Origin of the sequence: Bacillus sp. T33-2 (assembly GCF_002860205.1) — a bacterium.
Taxonomy (GTDB): domain Bacteria; phylum Bacillota; class Bacilli; order Bacillales; family Cytobacillaceae; genus T33-2.
This window is the reverse complement of record NZ_PGVB01000022.1, coordinates 107,574-131,093: the sequence shown is the minus strand read 5'-3', so window position 1 is coordinate 131,093 and position 23,520 is coordinate 107,574. Positions and strand designations below refer to the sequence as shown.

23 protein-coding genes and 2 pseudogenes are annotated in these 23,520 nt (G+C 43.0%); 17 read left to right on the top strand and 8 right to left on the bottom strand.

Annotated features, from left to right (window positions below):
- Positions 1-97: 97 nt before the first annotated feature.
- Both CVD19_RS15930 and CVD19_RS15925 read left to right on the top strand, forming a co-directional pair.
- Entirely contained in the window at positions 98-304 is a 207-nt protein-coding gene (locus CVD19_RS15930; protein WP_142383539.1) for a hypothetical protein, read from the top strand.
- Positions 305-614: 310 nt separating this feature from the next.
- Positions 615-1,379, top strand: coding sequence for a MerR family transcriptional regulator (locus CVD19_RS15925; RefSeq protein WP_101583178.1), 765 nt, complete (start codon positions 615-617; stop codon positions 1,377-1,379).
- 45 nt (positions 1,380-1,424) lie between these two features.
- Here CVD19_RS15925 and CVD19_RS15920 read toward each other — a convergent pair whose 3' ends face one another.
- Positions 1,425-2,267 (bottom strand): hypothetical protein, encoded by an 843-nt coding sequence (locus CVD19_RS15920; RefSeq protein ID WP_101583173.1) that lies wholly within the window; start codon positions 2,265-2,267, stop codon positions 1,425-1,427.
- Between the two features lie 188 nt (positions 2,268-2,455).
- On the opposite strand from CVD19_RS15920, the pseudogene CVD19_RS15915 reads away from it, so the two are divergent.
- The 5 genes and pseudogenes from CVD19_RS15915 to CVD19_RS15895 form a co-directional block, all read left to right on the top strand.
- A pseudogene (locus CVD19_RS15915) lies at positions 2,456-2,554 on the top strand (DNA-binding response regulator); the annotation flags it as partial.
- A gap of 33 nt (positions 2,555-2,587) precedes the next feature.
- Positions 2,588-3,254 (top strand): annotated as a pseudogene (locus CVD19_RS15910) (ABC transporter permease).
- Between the two features lie 113 nt (positions 3,255-3,367).
- On the top strand, positions 3,368-4,879 hold the full coding sequence (gene cls / locus CVD19_RS15905; protein ID WP_101583171.1) for a cardiolipin synthase: 1,512 nt from the start codon (positions 3,368-3,370) through the stop codon (positions 4,877-4,879).
- Between the two features lie 102 nt (positions 4,880-4,981).
- Positions 4,982-5,665, top strand: a complete 684-nt coding sequence (locus CVD19_RS15900; protein WP_101583168.1) for an HAD family hydrolase — start codon at positions 4,982-4,984, stop codon at positions 5,663-5,665.
- Positions 5,658-5,987, top strand: coding sequence for a YnfA family protein (locus tag CVD19_RS15895; protein WP_101583166.1), 330 nt, complete (start codon positions 5,658-5,660; stop codon positions 5,985-5,987). The genes CVD19_RS15900 and CVD19_RS15895 overlap by 8 nt, the downstream gene beginning before the upstream one ends.
- 73 nt (positions 5,988-6,060) lie before the next feature.
- Here CVD19_RS15895 and CVD19_RS15890 read toward each other — a convergent pair whose 3' ends face one another.
- Positions 6,061-6,582 carry a MerR family transcriptional regulator gene (locus CVD19_RS15890; RefSeq protein ID WP_101583163.1) on the bottom strand — a complete coding sequence of 174 codons (522 nt, stop codon included), beginning with the start codon at positions 6,580-6,582 and terminating at the stop codon, positions 6,061-6,063.
- A 166-nt stretch (positions 6,583-6,748) separates the two neighbouring features.
- On the opposite strand from CVD19_RS15890, the gene CVD19_RS15885 reads away from it, so the two are divergent.
- The 5 genes from CVD19_RS15885 (at position 6,749) to CVD19_RS15865 (ending at position 12,232) form a co-directional block, all read left to right on the top strand.
- A complete protein-coding gene (locus CVD19_RS15885) occupies positions 6,749-7,387 on the top strand; it encodes a pyridoxamine 5'-phosphate oxidase family protein (RefSeq protein ID WP_101583160.1) in 639 nt (212 codons plus the stop codon).
- Between the two features lie 198 nt (positions 7,388-7,585).
- Entirely contained in the window at positions 7,586-10,543 is a 2,958-nt protein-coding gene (fdhF, locus tag CVD19_RS15880; RefSeq protein ID WP_101583157.1) for a formate dehydrogenase subunit alpha, read from the top strand.
- A complete protein-coding gene (locus CVD19_RS15875; RefSeq protein ID WP_101583155.1) occupies positions 10,536-11,087 on the top strand; it encodes a DUF1641 domain-containing protein in 552 nt (183 codons plus the stop codon). Before fdhF ends, CVD19_RS15875 begins: the two co-directional genes overlap by 8 nt.
- 181 nt (positions 11,088-11,268) lie before the next feature.
- Positions 11,269-11,826, top strand: coding sequence for a CBO0543 family protein (locus CVD19_RS15870; protein ID WP_101583152.1), 558 nt, complete (start codon positions 11,269-11,271; stop codon positions 11,824-11,826).
- Between the two features lie 100 nt (positions 11,827-11,926).
- Entirely contained in the window at positions 11,927-12,232 is a 306-nt protein-coding gene (locus tag CVD19_RS15865) for an MGMT family protein (protein ID WP_101583150.1), read from the top strand.
- Positions 12,233-12,269: 37 nt separating this feature from the next.
- Here the strand turns inward: CVD19_RS15865 and CVD19_RS15860 are convergent, their stop codons facing one another.
- Positions 12,270-14,366, bottom strand: coding sequence for a peptidoglycan D,D-transpeptidase FtsI family protein (locus CVD19_RS15860; protein ID WP_441296229.1), 2,097 nt, complete (start codon positions 14,364-14,366; stop codon positions 12,270-12,272).
- A gap of 297 nt (positions 14,367-14,663) precedes the next feature.
- A complete protein-coding gene (locus tag CVD19_RS15855; protein WP_374702901.1) occupies positions 14,664-15,530 on the bottom strand; it encodes a VanW family protein in 867 nt (288 codons plus the stop codon).
- A gap of 423 nt (positions 15,531-15,953) precedes the next feature.
- Here CVD19_RS15855 and CVD19_RS15850 point away from each other — a divergent pair, with 423 nt between their 5' ends.
- Together CVD19_RS15850 and CVD19_RS15845 are read left to right on the top strand one after the other, a co-directional pair.
- Positions 15,954-16,364 (top strand): hypothetical protein, encoded by a 411-nt coding sequence (locus CVD19_RS15850; protein WP_101583142.1) that lies wholly within the window; start codon positions 15,954-15,956, stop codon positions 16,362-16,364.
- A gap of 45 nt (positions 16,365-16,409) precedes the next feature.
- Entirely contained in the window at positions 16,410-17,018 is a 609-nt protein-coding gene (locus tag CVD19_RS15845; RefSeq protein ID WP_180953658.1) for a nucleotidyltransferase family protein, read from the top strand.
- Between the two features lie 41 nt (positions 17,019-17,059).
- Here the strand turns inward: CVD19_RS15845 and CVD19_RS15840 are convergent, their stop codons facing one another.
- Together CVD19_RS15840 and CVD19_RS15835 are read right to left on the bottom strand one after the other, a co-directional pair.
- Entirely contained in the window at positions 17,060-17,635 is a 576-nt protein-coding gene (locus tag CVD19_RS15840) for a CBO0543 family protein (RefSeq protein WP_101583137.1), read from the bottom strand.
- 160 nt (positions 17,636-17,795) lie between these two features.
- Positions 17,796-18,227, bottom strand: a complete 432-nt coding sequence (locus tag CVD19_RS15835; protein ID WP_257985163.1) for a hypothetical protein — start codon at positions 18,225-18,227, stop codon at positions 17,796-17,798.
- Positions 18,228-18,670: 443 nt separating this feature from the next.
- Between CVD19_RS15835 and CVD19_RS15830 the strand changes: the two genes are divergently transcribed.
- Entirely contained in the window at positions 18,671-19,006 is a 336-nt protein-coding gene (locus CVD19_RS15830) for a DUF3817 domain-containing protein (protein ID WP_101583132.1), read from the top strand.
- A 16-nt stretch (positions 19,007-19,022) separates the two neighbouring features.
- Here CVD19_RS15830 and CVD19_RS15825 read toward each other — a convergent pair whose 3' ends face one another.
- Positions 19,023-19,880 (bottom strand): LysR family transcriptional regulator, encoded by an 858-nt coding sequence (locus CVD19_RS15825; protein ID WP_180953657.1) that lies wholly within the window; start codon positions 19,878-19,880, stop codon positions 19,023-19,025.
- Between the two features lie 116 nt (positions 19,881-19,996).
- On the opposite strand from CVD19_RS15825, the gene CVD19_RS15820 reads away from it, so the two are divergent.
- On the top strand, positions 19,997-21,169 hold the full coding sequence (locus CVD19_RS15820) for an MDR family MFS transporter (protein ID WP_180953656.1): 1,173 nt from the start codon (positions 19,997-19,999) through the stop codon (positions 21,167-21,169).
- A 71-nt stretch (positions 21,170-21,240) separates the two neighbouring features.
- On the opposite strand, the gene CVD19_RS15815 is transcribed toward CVD19_RS15820, so the two are convergent.
- The gene (locus tag CVD19_RS15815; RefSeq protein WP_101583124.1) at positions 21,241-21,999 is read right to left on the bottom strand and encodes an AAA family ATPase; all 759 of its coding nucleotides are present in this window, start codon (positions 21,997-21,999) and stop codon (positions 21,241-21,243) included.
- Positions 22,000-22,531: 532 nt separating this feature from the next.
- Between CVD19_RS15815 and CVD19_RS15810 the strand changes: the two genes are divergently transcribed.
- Positions 22,532-23,494, top strand: a complete 963-nt coding sequence (locus CVD19_RS15810) for a LacI family DNA-binding transcriptional regulator (protein WP_101583122.1) — start codon at positions 22,532-22,534, stop codon at positions 23,492-23,494.
- Positions 23,495-23,520 lie beyond the last annotated feature (26 nt).

Below are 23,520 nucleotides of genomic sequence, written 5' to 3'. Positions count from 1 at the left end.
AAACTGCCAGGCCGAAGGCGAAAACTGTCCATCATACGGTCTATGATGGACAAAACTGCCAGGTAGGAGGCGAAAACTGTCCATCATGAGGTGTATGATGGACAAAACTGCCAGGCCGAAGGTGAAAACTGTCCATCATAAGGGTATGATGGACAAAACTGCCAGGCCAAAGGTGAAAACTGTCCATCATAAGGGTATGATGGACAAAACTGCCAGGCCGAAGGCGAACACTGTCCATCATCAGGTGTATGATAGACAAAACTGCCAGGTCGAAGGAGAACACTGTCCATCATCAGGTCTATGATGGACAAAACTGCCAGGCCGAAGGCGAAAACTGTCCATCATTAGGTGTATGATGGACAAAACTGCCAGGCCGAAGGCGAAAACTGTCCATCATTAGGTGTATGATGGACAAAACTGCCAGGTCGAAGGCAAAAACTGTCCATCATCAGGTTATGATGGACAAGGCACCCAGGACCAGAAAAACTATTCTTCCCAATGGTGTTGAAATCCCGACAAAGATAAACCACAACATATGGTGAAAAACCTGAAAAAGAGGTATTGACCTTCACGTTACGTAAAGGTGTACAGTTAAATTGTCATGAGGTGAACATATGGAATACACAGTGCAGAAACTCGGAAAAATGGCAGGGATCAGCACAAGGACACTGAGGTATTATGATGAGATTGGCATTCTTAAGCCGGCGAGAATGAACTCGTCAGGATACCGGATCTACGGACAGGAAGAAGTAGACAGGCTGCAGCAGGTTCTTTTCTACAGAGAACTGGGGCTGAGTCTGGACAGAATAAAAGAAATCGTCACTGATCCTTCCTTTGACGGAGCAGAAGCCCTAAGAGAACATCGTGAACAGCTCCTCGACAAAAGAAAACAGTTGGATATGCTGATAGCCAATGTGGAAAAAACAATAGCTTCAACTGAAGGGAGAATAACTATGACCGATCAAGAAAAGTTTGAGGGTTTCAAGCAAAAGATGATTGATGACAATGAAAAAAAATATGGAAAAGAAATTCGGGAGAAATACGGAGATGATACCGTCAACAAGTCAAACGAGAAACTGAAAAACATGACACAGGAACAGCATGCGGAGGTAACCAGGCTGGCGAACGAGGTTACAGCCACTTTGGCCGAAGCCTTTAAAAATGGCGACCCTGGCAGCGATATTGCCCAAAAAGCTGCCGACTTGCATAAACAATGGCTGGCTTATTACTGGAGCGAATACAGTAAAGAAGCACATGCCGGGCTCGCACAAATGTATGTGGATGACGAAAGGTTCAAAGCTTACTATGACAAGGATCAGCCAGGCACCGCAGAATTTTTGCGTGATGCCATACACATTTTTACTGATTACAAAAAATAATTTTAATTTGGGGTTGTACCTATGGGCACAACCCCGTTTTATAAGCTATTTTTTTACAAGCTTCGAAGGGTTGTTGATCTTATAAGCAACAGGCACATCCAAAAGCAAGGTTTCGTCCTCGACATCCTTCCCTTTCGGCAGGCTCTTTTTGACGATCTTCCCATCAAACTCGAGTTCATCCCCGGGGGCTAATTCGAATTTTTTCAATGTTTTACTGTGGGAACACCACGCGAGACCCACCTCAATCGGTTCTTCCGTTTCGATCTTGACGTTTTCCAGTACGACCACTTCGTCGTTCTCTTCATTGAAATGGTTCCAGCTCAGGGCAAGCTGCTTCACACTTGCTGTGAAGTGGACCTTGTCTTCAGGCAGTACCCGTTTAGCCGTTTTTTCCTTTTTTGCTTTTGGTTGTTTTGCTTCTTTTTGTTCAGGGGAGGGGGGAGAATTCGCGGGTGCATCAGCCGCCAATTTAGCTTCCTTTGGCTTGTCCCCCGTCTCCATTGGTTCGGTGCGTTTCGTTTCCTTCACCGCGGCATCAGGCAAGTTGCCTTCATCCTGTGCCTTCATTTCTTTGCCGAAGCCGGAGGATTGCATTTCCTTCAGGTAGGCAGGATGGATGCAGGATAGGTTCCCATCCTGGAATTCGATGACAAGAGTGTTATATTCAGCTGTTTCGCCGAAAGTTTCGTACCCTTTTATCGTAACAAGCCGCTGATGTGTCCGTTCCTTGTACCAGAACTGTTTTTTTACTTCCCTGGTAGTGCTCAAGCCCCATTCCCTTACTTTTTCTGCATAGTGGGCTTCATCTTTAAATCGTTCATATTCACCTTTTGGAGGGATATAGTATGTAGAATTGGAATCTTCAATATGAGGCAATACAATCGCCATGGTTCCACATCCTTTCTAAATTCATTTTACAACCAAAAAACTGAGAAAAAAAGCAGGAGCGATTTGCACATCTGTGTTTGTCCCAAGTTACAACAAAGAAAGTTTGAAATAATTTCGATTCCGTTCACTATGGAAGTGTCATAATAGTTGTGGAACGTGATAATTTGCTAAAAGAAGCAGGTGGGGAAATGGGTGTAATTCGTATTTTAATAGCGGATGACGATAAGGAAATAAGGGATCTTTTGAAGAAATATTTAGAGAGGGAACCTTATGAGACAGATTTGGCCAGCAGTCTTGTTAGCGCAGGTACCAGTTCTACGATGTTTTTAATCAGCATCAAGGGAGCCGCAGTAGCACCTGTCATGGTTGTCGTCGCTACATTTCTTCACCGTCCTTCTGAAAAATTTGATGAATTGTTCTATCAAACTAATTTGTACACTGTTGTAGTGATCGGAGTCGCTTTATATGGAGTAGTCACTGCATACCTTTTTAACCGGGAATACATGGAAGACACGTTAAAAAACCTCCTGACTATTCCGGTGTCGGATGAGTTTCATCATGAGCAAGCTGCTGCTTCTCTTCTTTTGGATTATGATTTTGACTTTCGTTGCCTGGGCTCTGACTTTACTACTGGGTTTATTGTTTCAGTTTGACGGTTTGAGTGCGGCATTAGTATCAGAGTCGATTACAGAATTTTGTATGGGCGGCGGTTTTCTGTTCGTACTCTCACCGATCATTGTTTTTGTTACTTTATTGATGAAGAATTAGCCCCCAATCATCTTTACGATTGTAATTACCTTGATCAGTGTAATGGCGGGGAATTCAGAGCATAGGGGGCTGTTCCCCTGGTCTGCCGCAGGTGACATTGCGAATAACACCCTTCTGGATACACACCCTGCAGAATACTCGTATATCGCGATAGCTGCTACATCAGTCATTGGCTTAGCAGCCACCATCATTTACTTTAAAAAGGTGGATATTCATTGACACTTTATGCCACGGATGAAATAGCCCGTTTCTATCTGTTAACTTACTAAGTTTCTTATCCTTAGGTAAATGGGTATATAAAGGTATCTATCTTATCTGGGGAAAGGACAACTATGATCAAGCGACGAATTGAATTTCTATTTGTAATTATATTAATAGCCTGCATTTACATCGTGTTTTTTACGGGCATGAACTCTGCCTGGAAGTATGGAGCGATAGGCGTCTATGCGGTTATCATTTTTATCACGAACTATTCGCTTATGCTGGAAAACCGTTCAGCCCATAATACACTGTTATGGATGTATGTGATATTTTGGCTGCCTGTGGTTGGTTATTTATTTTATTTATTTTCCGGGCAGCTGTATTTAAAAGGCTATCTGTTTAAAGATAAGCGAAGCAAGGACCGGGATGCATGGGAACGGCTCATGAGAATGCAAGAGCGGCCGGATCTGTCATTTTTACAGGATAATCAGCTCCGTTTGGCGAGGTACGCCAATAAAGTTTGCCCTACTCCGATCACTACAGCTTCAAGGGCTGCCATCCTGAAAAATGGCCATGAAACATTTTCTGAAATTAAAAAGAAAATGAGGGAGGCCAAGAGGTTCATCCATATTGAGTATTATATATTCCGTTCTGACCGGCTAGGCAAGGAAATCATTGATATCCTGATCGAAAAAGCGGAAGCGGGAGTAGAGGTCCTGTTTATTTTTGATGCTGCAGGAAGCATGAAACTGTCTGCAAAAGACCTCAGGGCAATGCGTGGGGCTGGTGTCAAGGTTCATCCATTTTCACCGTTGAAATACGGGTTCTTCAATCAAAAATTGAACTTCCGAAACCATAGGAAAATCATCGTGATCGATGGTGAAATAGGTTTTGTGGGCGGTCTAAATGTTGGGATTGAGTATCTCGGTGAGGATGAAGATATCGGGCACTGGCGGGATACCCATATGGTACTGACCGGCGAAGCCGTATATACGCTGCATAATGTGTTCCTGCTGGACTGGGAATATGTCAGCGGTGAAAAAGTCCTGGAAAACCATCGTGCTGAAAAACCAGCCCTTGAGACTGATGAAGTAGATGGAGCTACACAGGTAGTAGCGAGCGGGCCGGATACACAGCAGGGAATCATGAGCGATTTCTACTATACGCTGATATCCTCGGCGACGAAGTCCATATGGATTGCAACCCCTTACTTTGTTCCTGATGAGTCAATCCGTACCGCCCTGCGGGTTGCTGCCGCCAAAGGGATAGAAGTCAGGGTCATGGTCCCGGACAAAAACGACGGATTCTTGACTGAATATGCGAGCCGGTCTTACTTTCCGGAGTTGTTACGGTATGGCATAGAAGTCTATTCCTATAAAAAAGGATTTTTGCATCAAAAGGTCATAATCGTGGACGGGAACATGGCATCCATCGGAACTGCCAATATGGACATGCGCAGTTTCCACTTGAACTTCGAGGTCAATGTGTTTTTGTATGGGTGCAGTTCAATCCGCGATTTGGTCGCCCATTACGAAAAAGATATGGAGGACAGCGAACGGATTCGGCCAGTAGAGTTTTATAAGAGAGGATTTGTCGAAAGATCCAAGGAATCATATGCCCGCCTTTTTTCAGGCGTGTTATGAATTATTATCGGGAAAGCGGCCGAATGCTGCTTTCTTTTTTGTTAAAACAGATATATCATATTCAAATTTTTCCATCGTTTGTTAGAATGGAATAGAGCCATTATGCAAGGAAGGTTGTGCATTGTTTTGAAAGCAATCATTTTTGATTTTGACGGGACGCTTGCTGATACTTTGCCGATTTGTTTTTATGCATTTCAATCTGTCTTTAAGCATTTTGATGGCAGGGACCTGTCAGCGGAAGAAATTAAGCAAATGTTCGGGCCTTCCGAAACAGGGATCATCAGGGAAAATCTTCTCAGCGCTGATAAAGAACTGGCAATCGAATTGTTTTACCACAGCTATCTCGAAAAACACTCCGATTTTGTTAAGAGAGTGTTGGAGATAGACGACTTACTATTGGACATAAAGGCCAGAGGATTGATGCTTGGCGTTGTAACCGGAAAAGCGCGGCGGAGCCTCGACATTTCTTTGAAGCAGTTGGAAATGGATAACCTTTTTGACGTGATCATTACTGGTGACGATGTGATTCAACCGAAACCGCACCCGGAAGGATTGCTGAAGGCTATACAGTTTCTGGGTGTAGATAAAGAAGATACTATATTTGTCGGTGATAGCGATGCGGATATTTTGGCTGGTAAACAGGCTGAAGTTGTTACGGCAGGTGTTCAATGGCTGCCAAACTACGATGCACTCGAGTTCACTGTCGCTCCTGATAGAATTTTTAATAGTGTACAAGATTTAACAGAGACTTTGTTCAGAAAATCATCAATCCGAGGGAGTGTCTGAAATCATTTACGCGGTAGCATTATTCATCCTGGCCGGCTTGGTAGAAATACGCGGCGGGTATCTTGTGTGGCTGTGGCTTCGGGAGGGGAAGCCATACTGGTACGGTATTGCCGGTGGTTTGATCCTGGTTTTATATGGAGTCATCCCGACCATGCAAAAGTTTCCCGCGTTTGGAAGGGTGTATGAAGCGTGGTGTTTTCATCGTCCTTGCTGTCCTTTGGGGATGGGGGATCATAAAAAGACTCCAGACGTGTATGACTGGCTCGGGGCTGCTGTTTGTCTGATCGGGGTGGGGATTTTGCTCTGGGCACCAAGGCAGTAGGGGATTTCATAAAAAAACAGCACATCAATAATGGATGTGCTGTCGATATTGCATGGTTATGGCGTTCAAATGACTAAAAGCCGAGCGATATCCCAAAGAAATTTCGTTTTCTTGGATTCTTTGCCGGCTTTGAATCAGGAACGGCCTGCAGCTTATCAGAAATTGGGAGTTTGATAGGCTCAACTGGTTTTTCTTCAAGCATTTCTAAGCGTTCACTAAGCTTCTTAATTTGGTTTTGCAGTTCTTCGATTTCACGGCGGTGCTGCAATATTTGATAGGAAACAATATCGTCTGCTTTTCCATCCAGCTTTTTTTCGAGCTCAGTCATTCTGGTTAGTACTTTTTCCGCTGCCAGATTATTTTCTGTTATTTGAGCAGAACCCTTGCGGGTTTTTTTATCTGGCACGGTTAAATCCTGGAGAAGAGCTCCGTTGTTGATCTGTTGCTGCATCCGTCGAAGTATTTCTATTTTTTCTTCAGTGAACATGTAATGGCCGAGTTCATTTCGCACCATTTGAAGGCCTGCCTGCTTTACCCAGCGTTGAATCGTGCTTGGTGACACTCCCAGCAATTTAGCAACAGCGCTTGTATTCATCCTGCATCCCTCCTGTTTTAGTATACATTTCTGTCAGTAATTTTAGATTCCTTTGAAAGTGACAAAACAAGTATCCGTTCGGCAAACAAAGTCGATTTTTTCCTATTTTTTCAGCGGATCTCGATTAATGCTGCGGTGTAAAAAACGATAATGGAGTGTGGACAAAATGATTTTTCAAGATCAAATTAAGGATATGCAGGAGTTCGAGGAGATGCGCCCGCTTTTTGGGACACAAAGCAAACTGTCTGCCAATAAGGTCATTCATGAACTCGATTTCCATGCGAAGGAGTTTATTTCAAAATCTCCTTTTCTTGTCATGTCTACATCAGATTCCAAGGGCAGATGTGATGTGTCACCGCGCGGCGACGCACCTGGCTTCGTTCAAATAATTGACAACAAGCACTTGTTTATTCCGGAACGCCCCGGAAACAGGCGCATGGATTCAATCATTAATATTCTAAACAATCCACAAATAGGGCTGATTTTCCTGATCCCCGGGATGGGAGAAACTTTTCGCGTAAATGGAAGAGCCTGCGTTAGCAGGGACAAAGCCTTATTGGAAAAATCAGCGGTGAACGGCAGGGAGCCCCTGCTTGGCATCGGAGTCCAGGTGGAGGAATGTTATATTCACTGTGCCAAGGCGATCAAGCGCTCGGGTCTGTGGGATGCAGAGACATGGCTACAAGAATGCGAGAGGCCTTCCGCAGTTAAAATGCTCGCAGCCCATGTCTGCGCAAAAACAAAAGTAACGGAGGAGGAAGTAGGCCACCTTTTGGAAGAAAGTTACGTAAAGAGATTGTACTAAATTACTTTACTTCAGTGTCAGCAGTTTTAAGAAAATACTATATTAGGTGTTTTTACAATTTAATTTACGGACTTGCCATTGATGGGCAGGTCCTTTTTTCATTAAAAACTATTTTTAAGTGTTTAAGTTTTTATACTGAAAGGGTAGTGAAATTATTATAGTGAAAAATTTTGAATTCTGTTCGAAAGGGTGAGGCAGTTGTCAGAAACGATCAACATAACCATAAACGGAATTGAGGTTGAAGCAAAGGGCAACCAGACAGTGCTGCAATACCTGTCCGACAGCTCGATTGAAGTTCCGCACGTTTGTTATCATCCGAGCCTGGGGCCCATTGAAACATGTGACACTTGCATCGTCGAGGTCAATGGTGAGATGGTGCGCTCCTGCTCAACAGTAATACAGGATGGCGATGTCATTGATACAGTTTCACCGGAAGTCAAGAAAGCACAGGTCATTGGCATGGACCGCATTTTGTACAACCATGAACTGTATTGTACAGTATGTGATTACAATAATGGTGGATGTGAGATACATAACACCGTTAAGCAGATGAAAATCAACCACCAAAGCACACCGTTTGACCAGAAGCCGTACGAGGAAGATAATTCCCATCCGTTCTACCGGTATGACCCGGACCAGTGCATCCTGTGCGGCCGCTGCGTGGAGGCATGCCAGGATGTCCAGGTGACAGAAACGCTCACGATTGACTGGGAGCGCGAACGACCTCGCGTAATCTGGGACAATGATGTGCCAATCAATGAATCATCATGCGTTTCCTGCGGGCATTGTTCAACCGTGTGCCCTTGTAACGCGATGATGGAAAAAGGCATGGTCGGCGAGGCAGGTTTCCTCACCGGAATCGCCAAGGAAACTCTCCGTCCGATGATTGAAATCACAAAAGGTGTGGAAACCGGCTACGGATCCATTTTGACAATATCGGATGTGGAATCTGTCATGCGGGATGAAAACATCAAGAAAACGAAAACGGTATGCACATACTGTGGTGTGGGTTGCAGTTTCGATGTATGGACAAAGGATCGCAAAATCCTCAAGATAGAGCCCCAGATTGAAGCGCCAGCCAATGGAATTTCCACCTGTGTAAAAGGGAAATTCGGCTGGGATTTCGTCAACAGTGAAGAACGCCTGACAAAGCCGCTCATCCGTGAAGGGGACACTTTCAGGGAAGCAGAGTGGGAGGAAGCACTGAATCTCATCGCGGTGAAATTCGCGGAGATCCACAACCAATACGGCCCTGATGCACTCGGATTCATCACATCATCAAAATGTACGAATGAAGAATCCTTCTTAATGCAAAAGCTTGCACGGGCAGTGGTTGGCACTAACAACGTTGATAACTGTTCCCGCTATTGCCAGACTCCTGCGACGGTTGGATTATTCCGGACAGTGGGCTATGGCGGCGACGCGGGCTCGATAAAAGATATTGAAAAAGCTGAGCTCGTCATCATTGTCGGCTCCAATACATCAGAAGCCCATCCGGTTTTGGCGACACGGGTAAAACGGTCCCATAAACTAAAAGGCCAAAAGCTGATTGTCGCAGACTTGAGGGAACATGAGATGGCGGAGCGCTCCGACCTGTTTGTAAGGCCTAAATCAGGATCAGACATGGTGTGGCTGTCAGCGGTGACAAAGTATATCATCGACCAGGGCTGGGCCGATGAAGAATTTTTACGCAGTAAAGTAAACGGCGTTGAAGAATATGTCGAAAGCTTGCAGCGCTACACGTTAGAATATGCCGAAGACGTGACTGGCATAACGAAGGAAAACCTTATTCAAATCGCAGAAATGATCCATCAAGCCAACACTACATCCATACTATGGGCAATGGGTGTGACCCAGCATATCGGCGGAAGTGACACGAGCACGGCAATTTCCAACCTGTTGCTTGTGACAGGCAACTACGCAAAGCCAGGTGCCGGGGCATATCCTCTCCGCGGGCATAACAATGTCCAGGGAGCGAGCGACATGGGAAGCAGCCCTGAGCATCTTCCAGGATACCAGCGTGTTGATAATGTAGAGGTCCGGGCCAAATTTGAACAGGCATGGGGCGTGAAGCTCCCTGAAAAACTCGGGATCAACAACCACGACATGATCGACGGCATCCATGATGGAACCTTGAGGGCAATGTACATTAAAGGCGAGGAAATGGGTCTTGTTGATTCCAATATCAACCATGTCCATGCAGCATATGAAAAACTGGACTTCTTTGTGGTACAAGATATTTTCTTCTCTAGGACAGCAGAGTTCGCCGATGTGGTCCTGCCGGCAAGCCCGAGCTTTGAAAAAGAAGGCACGTTCACAAATACCGAGCGCCGCATCCAGCGATTGTACCAGGTATTGGAGCCGCTGGGCGATTCAAAACCAGATTGGCAAATCATCATGGCAATCGCAAACAAGCTGGGCGCCGGCTGGACATACCAGCACCCGGGTGAAATCATGGCAGAAGTGGCGTCGCTCACACCAATTTACTCAGGTGTTACCTACGAAAGGCTGGAAGGATACAAGAGCCTGCAGTGGCCTGTACATGAGAACGGGGAGGATACCCCGCTACTGTACACTGACATGTTCCCGTTCCCAGATGGAAAAGCAAGGCTCTATCCGGTTCGCTGGACAAAACCACTTGAATTTGGCGAGGAATATGACATTCATGTCAACAATGGACGACTTTTGGAACACTTCCATGAAGGGAATTTGACATACAAATCCAAAGGCATCTCTTCCAAGACACCAGAAGTATTCCTGGAAGTGTCGCCTGAACTCGCCGCAGAGAGGGGCATCAAGGATGGAACGCTCGTCCGGCTCACCTCGCCATATGGCAACGTGAAGGTGAAATGTGTGATTACCGACCGTGTCAAGGGGAAAGAAGTTTACCTTCCGATGAATGATACCGGGGATGCAGCAATCAACCTACTGACAAGCAGTTACGCAGACAAGGATACTGATACGCCAGCTTATAAAGAAACTCAGGCGAAGATGGAAATACTTCAATCAGAAGGAATTAATCCACTTCCAAGCATCAATCACAGAAATGGCAATCCGCAGCCGCAAATCGGCGTACAGGTCCAGAAAAAATGGGCGCGCCGCGATTATATTTTCCCAGGAGATCTTGTGAAAAAGGAGCGGACAAGGCATGGCTAAAGCGATAAAAAAAATTGAGCGAATTGTCGTAAGTGAAGAAGAAAAACGCAAAAGGGACCTCGACGAAATTGAAACAGCCCTGTTGGGTAATAAAGACGCGATTCTGGAATCACTTAAAGTGATCGGGCATATGCATGACCGCGGTGTTCTTGCATTGCTGAACGGACTGTTTGGCCAGGGAGACAAGGTCCTGGATTTGCTTGTGAAAAAAATGGATACACCTGAGACGGCCAATATGCTCAAAAACCTGCTATTGCTGGTTGGCGTGCTGGGGACGCTGAACGTCCGGCAGCTTGAGCCTATACTGTTAAAAATCAACACTGGCATAGCGAGGGTGGCGGAATATAAGGACACAGACGATGAGACAGGCTATTTTGACATTGTCCGTTCTGTAAAAGATCCTGAAATCAACAGGGCAATCACTCTGCTGCTGACATTCTTGAAGGGAATGGGTGAAGATACATCTGAACTGGAAAGAAATACACAGCTTCCGGAGGATCAAGCCCGTCCATTACATGCTGATAGAAGTATTGACAGGGAATAATCGCACAAAACTGGGAGGCAGGAAATAAAATGTCCTGTCTCCTGTTTTATAGCACGGTGCCTCGTGAAGTTTATGAGCGAAGTCCAAATGGGGCTAGTGAAATCCCTTTGGTTTGCCAGTCAATGTCTACCATTCATTCTTTTGGCAACAATAAAGACACACTGGCAAAAGGATGAAGGACATGGGCATATCTCATAGCCAAAGAATGGATGAAGCAGGGCGTTTTTTTGAGAAAATCCGGCAGGCTGAAATCGATTACGCGAATTACTGGTATGAAAATACTCTCTGGGAGTGGGATTTTTGGCTCTCTGTCTCTATTTCTCTCGGTTCTTGGATTATCTGGTTTATTTTCAGGAAAAGGGGAAGTGAAGGAAGACTGCTGTTGGCGGGGATGTTTGTCCTTTTTATTGCTTATGTGCTGGACTTCATAGGAGTAATCATGGGATTTTGGATTTATACCGGCAAAGTAATCCCAATCATCCCGGCTGACATTCCATGGGATGCATCACTGATTCCTGTGACAGTCATGCTCTGGCTTCAATATAAACCAGGATGGAACCCAATGTTAAAAGCGGTGATCTATTCTGCCCTTACCTCTTTTGTCGGGGAACCGTTATTTGAGTGGCTAGGGTTATATTACTCAAAAAATTGGATTCCTTTTTATTCATTTCCCATTTATATCATGATATATTTGCTTGCCCATAGAATCAGCCGATCGAAGTCTTTTGATCCTATATGATCAATACAATGGCATTTAGTTTTTCCAAACTAAAATGCCATTTTCATTTATAATAAAAAAGTAGCCGAAATCGTTATTAAGTTTGGAAGTGGGCCTGCAAATGAGTACTTTTACAGAATTAGTAATTGCGATCATCAAAGAAATCCCAGAAGGCAGAGTCATGACTTACGGGCAGATTGCACGTTTGGCAGGGAGCCCGAGGGGTGCCAGGCAGGTGGTGCGAATCCTTCACTCGATGAGCCACAAATACAACCTTCCATGGCACAGGGTCATCAATTCAAAAGGGGAGATCGGTTTAAGGGACGATGAGTCGTTCCATGTGCAAAAACTTTCCCTGGAAAGTGAAGGAATTGAATTTATTGATGAGAGGACTATCAATCTTCAGGCATATCAATACCATGGCTAAACAAAAACAACCTCCGGATAGAAGGTTGTTTTTTTGTTCAAGGATTTTGAACAGGTGCTGCAGTGTTGTTTGCTTGCTGTCTTTGATTCTTAAGTGCGAAGTATAAATCCATCACGTTTTCGCCAATGACCAAATTGGATTTATGTGTTTCTTTTCCCTGGTAGGCCCATGGTACGATGACTGCCATCGCAATTTCCGGGTTTTCCGCAGGTGCGTAGGCAACAAGGCTCAAATTCATCACTAGCGGCGGTTCTTTCCCGTAGTTTTTACGGAGCGGACCGTCGTAAAATGCTTCAGCAGTGCCGGTTTTACCGGCGGGAGAATACGTTTTGTCACTGAAATAGTTGTCTGCTGTTCCCGACGTCATAACTCTCCTAAACCCTGTTTGGATCCTTTCCAGCCAGTTTTTTTTGTTGTCAATCGTGTTCAAAACCTTCGGGGTGAAATCCATTACGATAGGTCCGAGCTCTCCTGGAGTTTCACCAGGCTCCCGTATTTCTTTTACCATGTGGGGCTGCATACGGTAACCGCCGTTTGCAATCGTTGAAACATACTGGGCCAGCTGCATCGCCGAGTATGTGTCATACTGGCCAATGGAAAGGTCAAGCAAATGTCCTGGCAGCCTGCTTCCACCTTTAAACCCGTGCTGTTCATTCGGCAGGTCAATCCCTGTTTTTACCCCCAGCCCGAAGGAGGCGAAAGAATTCCTCATAATTTCGAAGGCATCATCGCTTAAGTCAAGCGGCTCGCCGGGTGCATAATGTGCTCCTCCAATTTTTATGGCAGTATGGAACATATACACGTTTGAAGACTGTTCCAGCGCAGAGATATCATTAACATCGCCAAGATAGGTCCAGGATTTTTTAACTTGCGGAGTGCCCTTTATCCTGATTCCTGCATCGTTAAATACTTTACCTGGGCTTATTGCACCAGTTTTGAATCCTGTAAAAACTGTGGCTCCTTTAACTGCAGAACCTGCGTTGTATGTGGTTGTGATTGTTCCTAATGCATCGTCCTCCATTTCGGGTTTGCCCGTTTCAGGATTTTTAACAATCCGCTTGCCGGCCATTGTCAACACATCACCTGTACGCGGATCCATCAACACAACATAGGCCCTGTCTAAAAGATGGGTTCCAGGCTCTGCTTTTGCCTTCCATAGTTGATCTTCTATAAATTTCTCGACCCCTTGCTGAAGTTCCATGTCAATACTCAACACGAGGGCTTTTCCTTTTTCTCCTTTAGACACGAGCTGTGTTTCAAGGACATTTCCTGCCTTGTCTGTGATATTTACGATTTTTTCCTTCTGTCCCCGCAGCACGTCCTCGTATTGCATTTCAAGATAACTTTTGCCCACGCGGTCATTCCTGCTGTAACCCCTTGATAAGTAATAATCAATTTTTTCAGCTGGAAGGCCTTTATCATAGCTTGTCACAGAACCAAGAACAGATGCCAGAGTGCTGTTAAAGGGATAAGACCTGTCCCAGTCTGACCTTGTATCGACGCCAGGCAGGACTTCCAGATGCTCGCTCACCACTGCAAATTCTTCAGCAGTGACATCCTCATTTTTTATAATCTGCGGTTCGAACTTATAGCCTTTGTTCATGATGCGAAAGATTGCAAGGACTTCCATATCCTCCTCGGTTAGTTGATTCAATTCCTCCTCGGTAATCCTCGACAATATCAAATCATAGATTTCTGTGTCCTTCAGTTTATCTGCTTTCTGAAGCGCTCTTTCCTTTTTTGTGATCTTTTTCTCAGCCAGCTCACGATTTTTCATGATCCAGTAGTCTTTTTTCTCCCTGACAGGGATGTTGCCGGGTTTTTTGTAGATCAGTTTTGCAAGGTTTGCCGCCACTTCAAGCATTTCATCAGGTTTTGCTCCTTCATTTGTGTATGTAATGGCCTTCCTTGGCGTATTGTCAACAACGGTCTTTAAATTACGGTCAAGCATGACCCCTCGCGGAACTGGATTATTCACGGTAACATCTTCTTTTTTCTCGATTTCACGCTTGTAATTCTCCCCATGGACAATTTGGACAATTCCCAGGCGCAAAACTAGTACCGAAAACAATATGAAGATGATAAAGAAAAGTAGATTTATGCGAAAGGGAGCCGGAGACTTCTTTTTAGCCAAATGCACTTCACATCCTTTTTTTACAGCCAGTTGAAGAAGACGGACCAGTCAATGACCAGGCCTGTAGACGGATAATCTTACCATTATTTTACGGAATTAACTTGGGAAGTGTAAAGGATTTCCTTTCATTTACGAAAAAAGTATGGGTAATAACATGGGGAAAAATCATCCATTATTTAGACGATAAAATGCAGAAGAAAGTTCCGGGTATATAGGAAAAAAATGACTTAGGCAAAGGCAGATATATAACGCTCATGCTTTGACGCTGCTGACGTCTTAATGGAAAACAAACCCAGCTTACCTGGTGCTCGGGACCTTTCGCGGTTCAAAATTTACTCCTTCAGCGGAATATAAAAATACCGCCATTTGCCCATGACCGGCTTTAGCCCTGATAAGAACAGGCTGATTGTATTTATTTTTAAACGTAAAATCAGGTCCGTACCAGCTCACCGTTGCGTCACGGCCTGGAGGAACGTACGGGACACGCTTACTGTGCGAGTAGCGCTCAATAATTTGTAACCCGGACCGGTCTACTGCATTAAACAGAGTAGATGAAACCTGGCAGATTCCGCCGCCGATCCCCTCGGATAGCTCCCCCCTGACTATGATTGGTGCTGGGAGATAGCCTTTTGCTGCTGTCCTCCTGCCGACTGCCTTGTTGAATGAGAATGTTTCCCCGGGAAAAACGACCTGGCTGTTGATAGCCTCAGCCGCCAGAGAGATATTGTGCGAACGTTCTTTATTCCCGCTGTTATAAAAAGTCACATAGTGCCCGAGCAGCTGTATTCCAATATTGGACAGCAGTTCACTGTCGACCTTTGGATATGTAATGATCGACGGAACTTCAACAGACGCCGGGCTGTTGCTATAAAAGTACTTATAGAAAAGTTCCGTGAACGCTTTTCTGTTCAGCATGATGCCAGTCTTCTCGGGTATGATATGCCCGGATGGGCCGACTTTGGCATTTACAGGCGCCTTGTAAATTTGCTGTTCAAGCTGGTCAGTAAATTTTTCTAACTTAATGTTATCAACCATAGGCATACTCTCTAAAGGAGTAAAATAAGTCCTGTTTACAACGGCTATCGTTTCTCCATGCAATTTCACAGTAAAGTTATTTTGCAGCTGTATTTGTTGAATCAGTAATAATATGCCCGCTATCCACATGAATCTCAATTCTCTCACCTCACAATTATTATGGGTAAGGTACTTTGAAATCATGTGATAAAAGTTTCCTGAAATACAAAGTTGGGATCCTCTGATGGCAAATACCCCAAACCATATGACCATTCTTTGACTTTAGCCCAGTAAGTAGATGGGAAGATGAGGAAAAGACGTTTTTGCTTACGGTGGCCGGCATAAGGAAGAAGAGGAAATAACCGTATTCTTGGCGCAATTCATGTGTGCTTTCGTGAAATAATTGCGTTTGAACGCGAGATTCCAATAAATTTTCGCGAGAATAATTACAAATTGTCAAAAATTGTTTTAATTAAATCAAGATATTTATATTTGCTGTAGAGGAATTTCGCATAATATGAGAGAATATAAATTATTAGTGTAATTTTACATCTTTAAAAGAGGGGATATCCTATGGAAATCGCAGCGGTAATTTATCTAATAGTTGTTTTTCTATTATTAATTGGAACAACAAAAAGAGTGAAGTTTTCGTTTGGCGGTATATATGGCGGTATGGTACTCATTTTTGTTGCTGGGGAATTATATATCAAAGCGCAAACGGGTTACTACGGGGATCGCGATGTTTGGCTCGACAGTGGCGCTTCTGAAACACTTGGCAAATGGGTGGTTCCTTTTTATCTGATACTCGCTGCCGCTCTGCTAATTTTGATAAACTTCAGGTTAATCAAAAGAGCACTTCATTCCGATCAGTCTGTTAAATGGACTTTATTTATACTCACAGGTTTTGTTTCAATTCTGTATATCAGCTTAATTTATGTTGGACTATTCATTGTTGCTTTCATGTTCTTTCCGTTTGCGCCTTAATGATTTATCATTGACATGGACGATCGTTTGGTAAAGGAGGGTGCCATGGCTGCCGAGCGCTTCGCAAATACAGTATATAAAAAAGATTTATACCAAGAACTAATTACGATTATCGAGCAAAGCGATCACCTTAAACAGATATTTAGTGCAGCAGGGACAGAGTTTGGTGATTATTATGTAGGGGCAGGTTGCCTTGTGCAGACAGTTTGGAACCATTTATCCGGATATCCCCTTGAGCACGGAATTGGGGACGTGGATATAGTATATTTTGATTCTGCGGATTTAAGCGCGGAAAGCGAGCGGCTATGTGAACAGAGAATTGCTGAAAAACTTGGCAAAATTCCGTATAAAGTAGATGTCAAAAATGAAGCAAGGGTCCATCTATGGTATGAAGATAAATTCGGATATAAAATAAGTCCTTACACGTCATTAGAAGGAGCGGTCAATACCTGGCCGACAACTGCAACTGCTTTAGGAGTCAAGAAAACAATCGGTGGGGATTACGAAATATATGCGCCATACGGTCTGAACGACCTGTTCGGCATGATTGTAAGGCCAAATAAAGTCCAAATCACTAAAAAAATCTACGAAAAAAAGGCCCGGAAATGGGCTGCGCTATGGCCTGAATTAACCATTGTCCCTTGGGACGAATGAGAAAAAGCCACCCTTTATGAAAATGAAAGGTGGCTTCGCCATCATCCCGTTTGTTTTGCTTGTTCCTCAAAGTAAAGAAAAATATTAGTGACCACTTTCGCAAATAAGGCAACCGTGAAGTAACCGAAGAACAAATAGTTTAAGGTTGCTCCGCTGTCCATTTCAAATAGTCCCGCTTCTATAAGAAGCGGCTTAAAGAAGTAGGCAAAGAAAGCAGACAGCAGCGCGAAGTATATATAATAATTTTTCTTGTGCTTCAAAGTCCATTGATATAGCAGCATATACACTACGGGTACAAGAGACACATCAAGGGCAAAACTCGTTGTCAGCATTGGAAACACTTTATATGGATAAATCCATAACCCTCTGCTGCCTCCCAATACATCAATATAAGTAAACAGTACATGAACATTATATCCATAAAACCCGAACAACAGTGCTTTCCTTTTATCCAAAAAGAAATAGAGGGCGATTAATGGAATGACCAAGAAAGCCAAAACAACCCAAAATTGCCACGTGTTAAATCCGGAATATTTGTTCCAGTAATCCACCCAAAGATCAGTCAGCTCTATGTGAATGTGTTCAATTTTATTCAGCATCTTTTGTCTGCTGTCCATAATATTCTCCTTTGTTTTAAGTTCAGGAATATATGGATATGTTGCCATAAAAGATGCTTGTTTATGTGACAGGGCCCAGCGTCTTTTTCAGGGGATTTGCTGTTTATACATGTGAAAAAAGATTCACAGTGTCATTCTTTACTGACTAGGCAAAAACAAGTCATAGCGCTAATCTCGTTTGCCGCTCGCTTGTGATGTTAGCCAATAATTCGTTATTAAGGGTTTTGGCCATTTTTAATGTCAGATCCAAAACTCTTTTTAAACCGTCCTTATATCCCCGTTCAATTGCCAAATCATCACAGCGGATTTCACTATCCAGATTTGCATCTCCGACATGTACCGGATGTGCGATATGTCCAATTTCATGCCAGATGATTGCTTCCTTCATCTCTATATCCAAACAAAATGTTTGATAATCATACACGACAATAAACCATTGGTACACAGGATCTAATGACCGGTAAAACACAGTCAGCAAGCGGCTGTCGATGTCCCAGACATTTAACCACTGTTCACTCTTTAAGCCAAAGGCATTAAGAACAGTTTCCTTGCTTTCCAAAATGGCCACTTTCCCAGGGAGACTGTATTTCAATGGATCAAGCTCCTCGCATACGCAAATCAATTTCATGCTCCTTTACTCATTATTTCCTTTATTAGGGTTATATATATTACAGGTTTCTAATCAGTATTCAGAAAATTAAAATACCTATCGAGATTTTATTTTGGAAAATGCTTACAAAGCAGCTTCTACAATTGAAGCAACTTCATGAAATTAGGTATGTTACTTTAGGGGTGGCCGAACGTTGGAACTGCTATGATTCGCCAGCAAGGGGAACGATATATTGGAATGAGTTAAAATTTGGGGAACAGATAATGGATGCAAAAATCACGTGGATTTGGTGAAGCACATTAATGCATTGTAAAATCACGTAATGTCATACTGAAATATTCGAATTGATTGATTTTTTAGTAATAGGAAGTCTAATATGATTAAACAGGGAAATAATCAAATTTTTTGAAAGAGGTTACATTCAGATGCAGAAAACGGACATCAACTATTTTAGGTTAATTGGAATTCTTGAAGGAATCTCTTATTTAATTTTGCTTTTTGTTGCCATGCCACTAAAGTACTTTGCCAATATGCCATTATTCGTTCAGATTTTTGGGATGGCTCACGGTGTATTATTTATCATGTTTGCAATCATGCTCCTTATTGTGTGGTTTAGGCATCGATGGTCATTGATTTGGGTTATTGGGGCTTTGGTTGCTTCTTTGCTGCCATTTGGTACATTCTATCTTGACTCACGTTTACGAAAAGAGTATGGTCCTCAAAAAATTACTATCAAGACTGGTCCCAATACAAAAATTTGAGTGGAGTTCCTGGGATTCAGGCTTGTAACATATGTTCAAGCAATTTCTTTATCAAATCTAATTTGCGCTTTGGATAAATGATATAGCTTTGAATGATGGGAGGCTTCGTTTTTGAGCGAAAGGATAGTGATTTAAGTTCACCCCTTTGTATGAAAGTGTCCGCAATCACCGATGGCAATAGTCCAATATAGTCACCGCTTTGCAAATATTGGACATAGAGGGAGGCATGGTCGACCATCAAAGAAAATGTATGCTTGCCAATGTTCTCTTCAAACCAGCGGCTATAGTTGGGTCCCCAATCCATATGGATGTAAGGTAAGTCATTTATGTTCGTCAAATCGATTTCTTCCGTAAAACCGCTATGTATATTTGACACTAGCCTGATTTCTTCCTTCTTAAATGGCAGGACTTCGATTTCCGAGAGTGTAGGTGGGATAAGGACGATTCCAAAATCAATGACCCCGTCGAGAATTTGTTGGACAATGTCCCATGAGTGTCCAGTAATGAAACGAAGCGCTGTTCTTGGGTGCTTTCCTTGAAACTCTTTCATGATCGGGAACAGCAGATAATTCCATAGGGAATGCAGGCTTCCTACCACTAGTGAGTCTTCATAGGTTTCTTCCACATTTACTTTTCTTGACCCTTCCTCAACAAGATCTATAATTCTCCTGGCATAGTCCAAAAACTCTTTACCCGCCGGAGTAAGAAGGACTTGCCGATTATCCCTCTCAAATAATCTTTTCCCAAGCGCTTGTTCTAATGCTTTGATACGCATTGTAACGGTTGATTGTGAGATAAACATTAATTCTGCAGATTTCGTAAAATTTTTCGTTTGCGCAACCGACAAGAATGCACGGAGCTGCTGAATTTCCACATCATTCATCCTTCCATTAGTTTTTTTAATTAATGTTATTATAATTATTCGTTATACAAATGACAATGGTACTGGTAACCTTTTCATAGATTAAAAAAATGAAAGGTGAGGCCATGATGAAAGCCATTCGTTTATTACTAGTGAATTCATTTCTTATGAATGTCAGTTTTTTTGCATTTATTCCATTTTTGACTACGTATATAACTGGAAACCTGCAACTTTCTGCAGGTATAGCCGGAGTTGTGCTTATGGTTCGCCAGTTGACACAGCAAGGGACATCATTCTTGTCAGGTATGCTAGGTGACCGGTTTGATTATCGGTTACTGATTACTGCCGGTATGATTTTAAGAGGAGCAGGATTTCTATCATTTTCATTTTGCACTTCACCGATGGAATTATTGGTTGCGGCAGTCATTGCAGGCATGGGTGGCTCATTGTTTGAGCCGACAAGCAAGGCAGCTATGTCTGTTTTTAGCCAGCCTGCTAAACGGGGTCAGATTTTTGCACTGGATAAAATTGTTCGCCATTCGGGGATCATTTGTGCCGGGATATTAGGTGGCATTCTGTTGGAGTTTGAATTTTTCTACTCATCCATAATATGCGGGGGGATTTTTGTTGTAAGTGGGGCAATCACCTTTTTTATTTTACCTGAAGAAAAAGTTGAGGTTCCCAAGCAGTCCTTTAAGGATTCATGGGACAGGGTAAAATCGGATCGGCAGTTTATGTATTTCACAGCTGCAATGATTGGTTTTTGGTTTATGTTTATGCAATTGTATTTGACGATTCCTTTGCATGCTGCCAAGGTGTTTAATCACTCATCCCTTGCGTCTGGTTTGTTTATCGTTTATGGGATAATCATTGTTTTTTTTCAATATCCTTTACAAAAATTCACTAAACGATATTCACGATTATCGGTCATGAAAGCAGGGATGGTCATCATGGCAGCAGGAATGTTACTAATTGGCATGTCAGATAGCTTTCTCATTTTTTGGGGCGGTTTCTGTACTTATGCTGTTGGTATTATGCTAGTGGAACCAACCTCTTATGAATATACTTCAGAACTTGCCCCACCACAATTTTCTGCCAGCTATTTTGGCTTCTCATTGCTTGCAATGGCAATTGGTGGTGGTATTAGTCAAGGTGTTGGCGGGTGGATTTTTGAGCATATGCCTCAAATGAATTGGATCATTGGTACATGTGCGGGAGTTTTTTCGGCCTTCGGTATTCACTGGCTGCAATGCATGACAACAAAACATGCTGAGTTAGGCGAAAGCAGCCACAATTTTTAAGGAGGCCCAGGCAGCCTCAAAATTGTCCGCTGGACGAGTATTGCCAAGCGGCTCTTCTTTTATAAATTGTGTTAATCATTCAATAGATGATGAAGCAATCGGTCCTTATCCTCAAAAAACTGCTTCATAATTTTAAAGTGATTCGTATCTTCGAGTGTTGATTCCCTGATACCATCCTCAGTGAGCTCCAATATTGTTGAAGCGGGATAGGACATGATGATCGGCGAGTGTGTGGCGATGATAAACTGGGAGTTCTGTTTGACTAAATCATGTATTCTCGTAATCATGGATAATTGGCGCAACGGGGACAGTGCGGCCTCGGGCTCGTCCAAAATATAAATCCCATCTCCCCTGAAGCGATTGATAAAAGTAGCGAAAAAAGCCTCGCCATGGGACTGTTCATGTAGTGAAACACCGCCGAAGGAATCAATAACTTTTGGACTTAGACTGTCAGGGTCATTGTCCATTTCTTCTATATTTGACGCCACATTGTAAAAGCTTTCAGCACGGAGAAAAAAACCATCTGCAGGTTTGGCCGCGCCTTTGATGACCCTAATGTATTGTTCCAGGATGGAATGTGATTTAAAGGTTTCGAAGTTGAAATTGAATGAACCGCCTTCTGGATTAAAGCCGAGGGAGACTGCAATCGCCTCTAACAGTGTCGATTTACCCATCCCATTTTCCCCGATGATGAAGGTAACATTAGGGTGTAATGAAAGCTCATTTAGCGATACTATGCTTGGCAGATTAAAGGGATATTCGTTAAATGAAGGGACATTAGTTCTTTTTAGCTGAATGCGGCGTATAAACTGATGGTCGATTTGTTCCATAATATTAACCCCTAGAACTTATTAATAATTTATATTTTATCACTGATATAAAAGTTAGCGGAACTTATATTGACTAAAGATTTTTAAAATTGTAACATATTTCCATGCTAATTAATCGGTGGGATCCACATGTTAAAAATCTTCCTAATAAAATCAGAAATTGAAACGAGCCAAATTCAGGTGTAGCACGTATCAAACTTTGGTGCGTGCGGCCTAATCGCATGGGTATTGATTTTTCTTACCACTGTAAAGATTGTCCTCCTTATTTTTGTGATGACTAGGCAATTATTAAAATTTTCAACCATACACGTCGAATAAATAGCTGTATGGATCCTTGCTAGATTTCGTAGACTGCTTTCTTCCAGCGAACGAAATAGCTACCGAAGACAGAATTAAGATTAAACTGCACAATACAACTAAGCACAATATACCTATTAATGTGACCATATAGCGTTCCTCCTTTTCGTACGGACATCGTAAATTATGAAACGCGTTTCAGAGCAAGAAAAAGTTTTTTCCGAGAGGTGACATCATGGCCAACATAAAGGATATCGCGAAAATGACCGGTGTATCAGTAACAACCGTTTCGCGTGTGATCAATAACCATCCCTATGTAAGAGCTGAAAAAAAGGAAGCAGTCCAGCGCGCGATGGAGCAAACCGGTTATCAACAGAACCTGAACGCTGTCCATTTAAGCAAGGGGAAAACCTTCCTTATCGGAGTGGCTGTCCCATTTTCAAATCATCCCTATTTTGGGTTGTTAGTCGAGGGGATCGCCAGTGAAGCAGTAAAAAACAATTATAAGCTGGTTCTGTTTCAGACCAATTATAAGAAAAAGCGGGAAATCGAAGCGTTGGAAATGCTGCAGCATAAACAAATTGATGCATTGATTATTTGCTCAAGGATTTGTGAATGGAGCATCATAGAGGAATTCATAGCTTGTGCTCCGATTGTTGTATGTGAAGATGCGAGGGGAAGACAGGTGTCGTCGACTTTCATTGACCACTACAAGAGTTTTTCTCTTGCTTTAGAGTATTTATATAAAAAAGGATATAAAAAAATTGGTTATTGCATAGGAAGGCAAACAGGAACCAATAGCAGACAAAGGGAAATGGCATACAGGGACTTCCTGCTCAACATCAATGAGACGTTCCGGCCAGATTATGTATTTAATAACTGTCTCAATTTTGAAGACGGGGAGCAGGTCGTTGAGCAATTAAAACGAATGAGCAACCCGCCTGATGCTTTGCTGGTTTCCAGCGACCAGGTTGCCGCTGGAATTTTAACTTGCTGCCGTGAACAGCATATCTCCATACCACATGATCTGGCAATAATGGGTTTTGACAATCAGCCGATTTCAAAAATCATGAACATCACGACGATTGACGTACCGCTCGTAGAGGTTGGCAGAAAACTATTTCTCCAGGCAATCGATGAAAACGGCAATTTCCATGAAGAAATATCGGTCAAACTAATTGAGCGGCAAACGATATAGGGGATTTTCGAATAAGCAATCAAAAA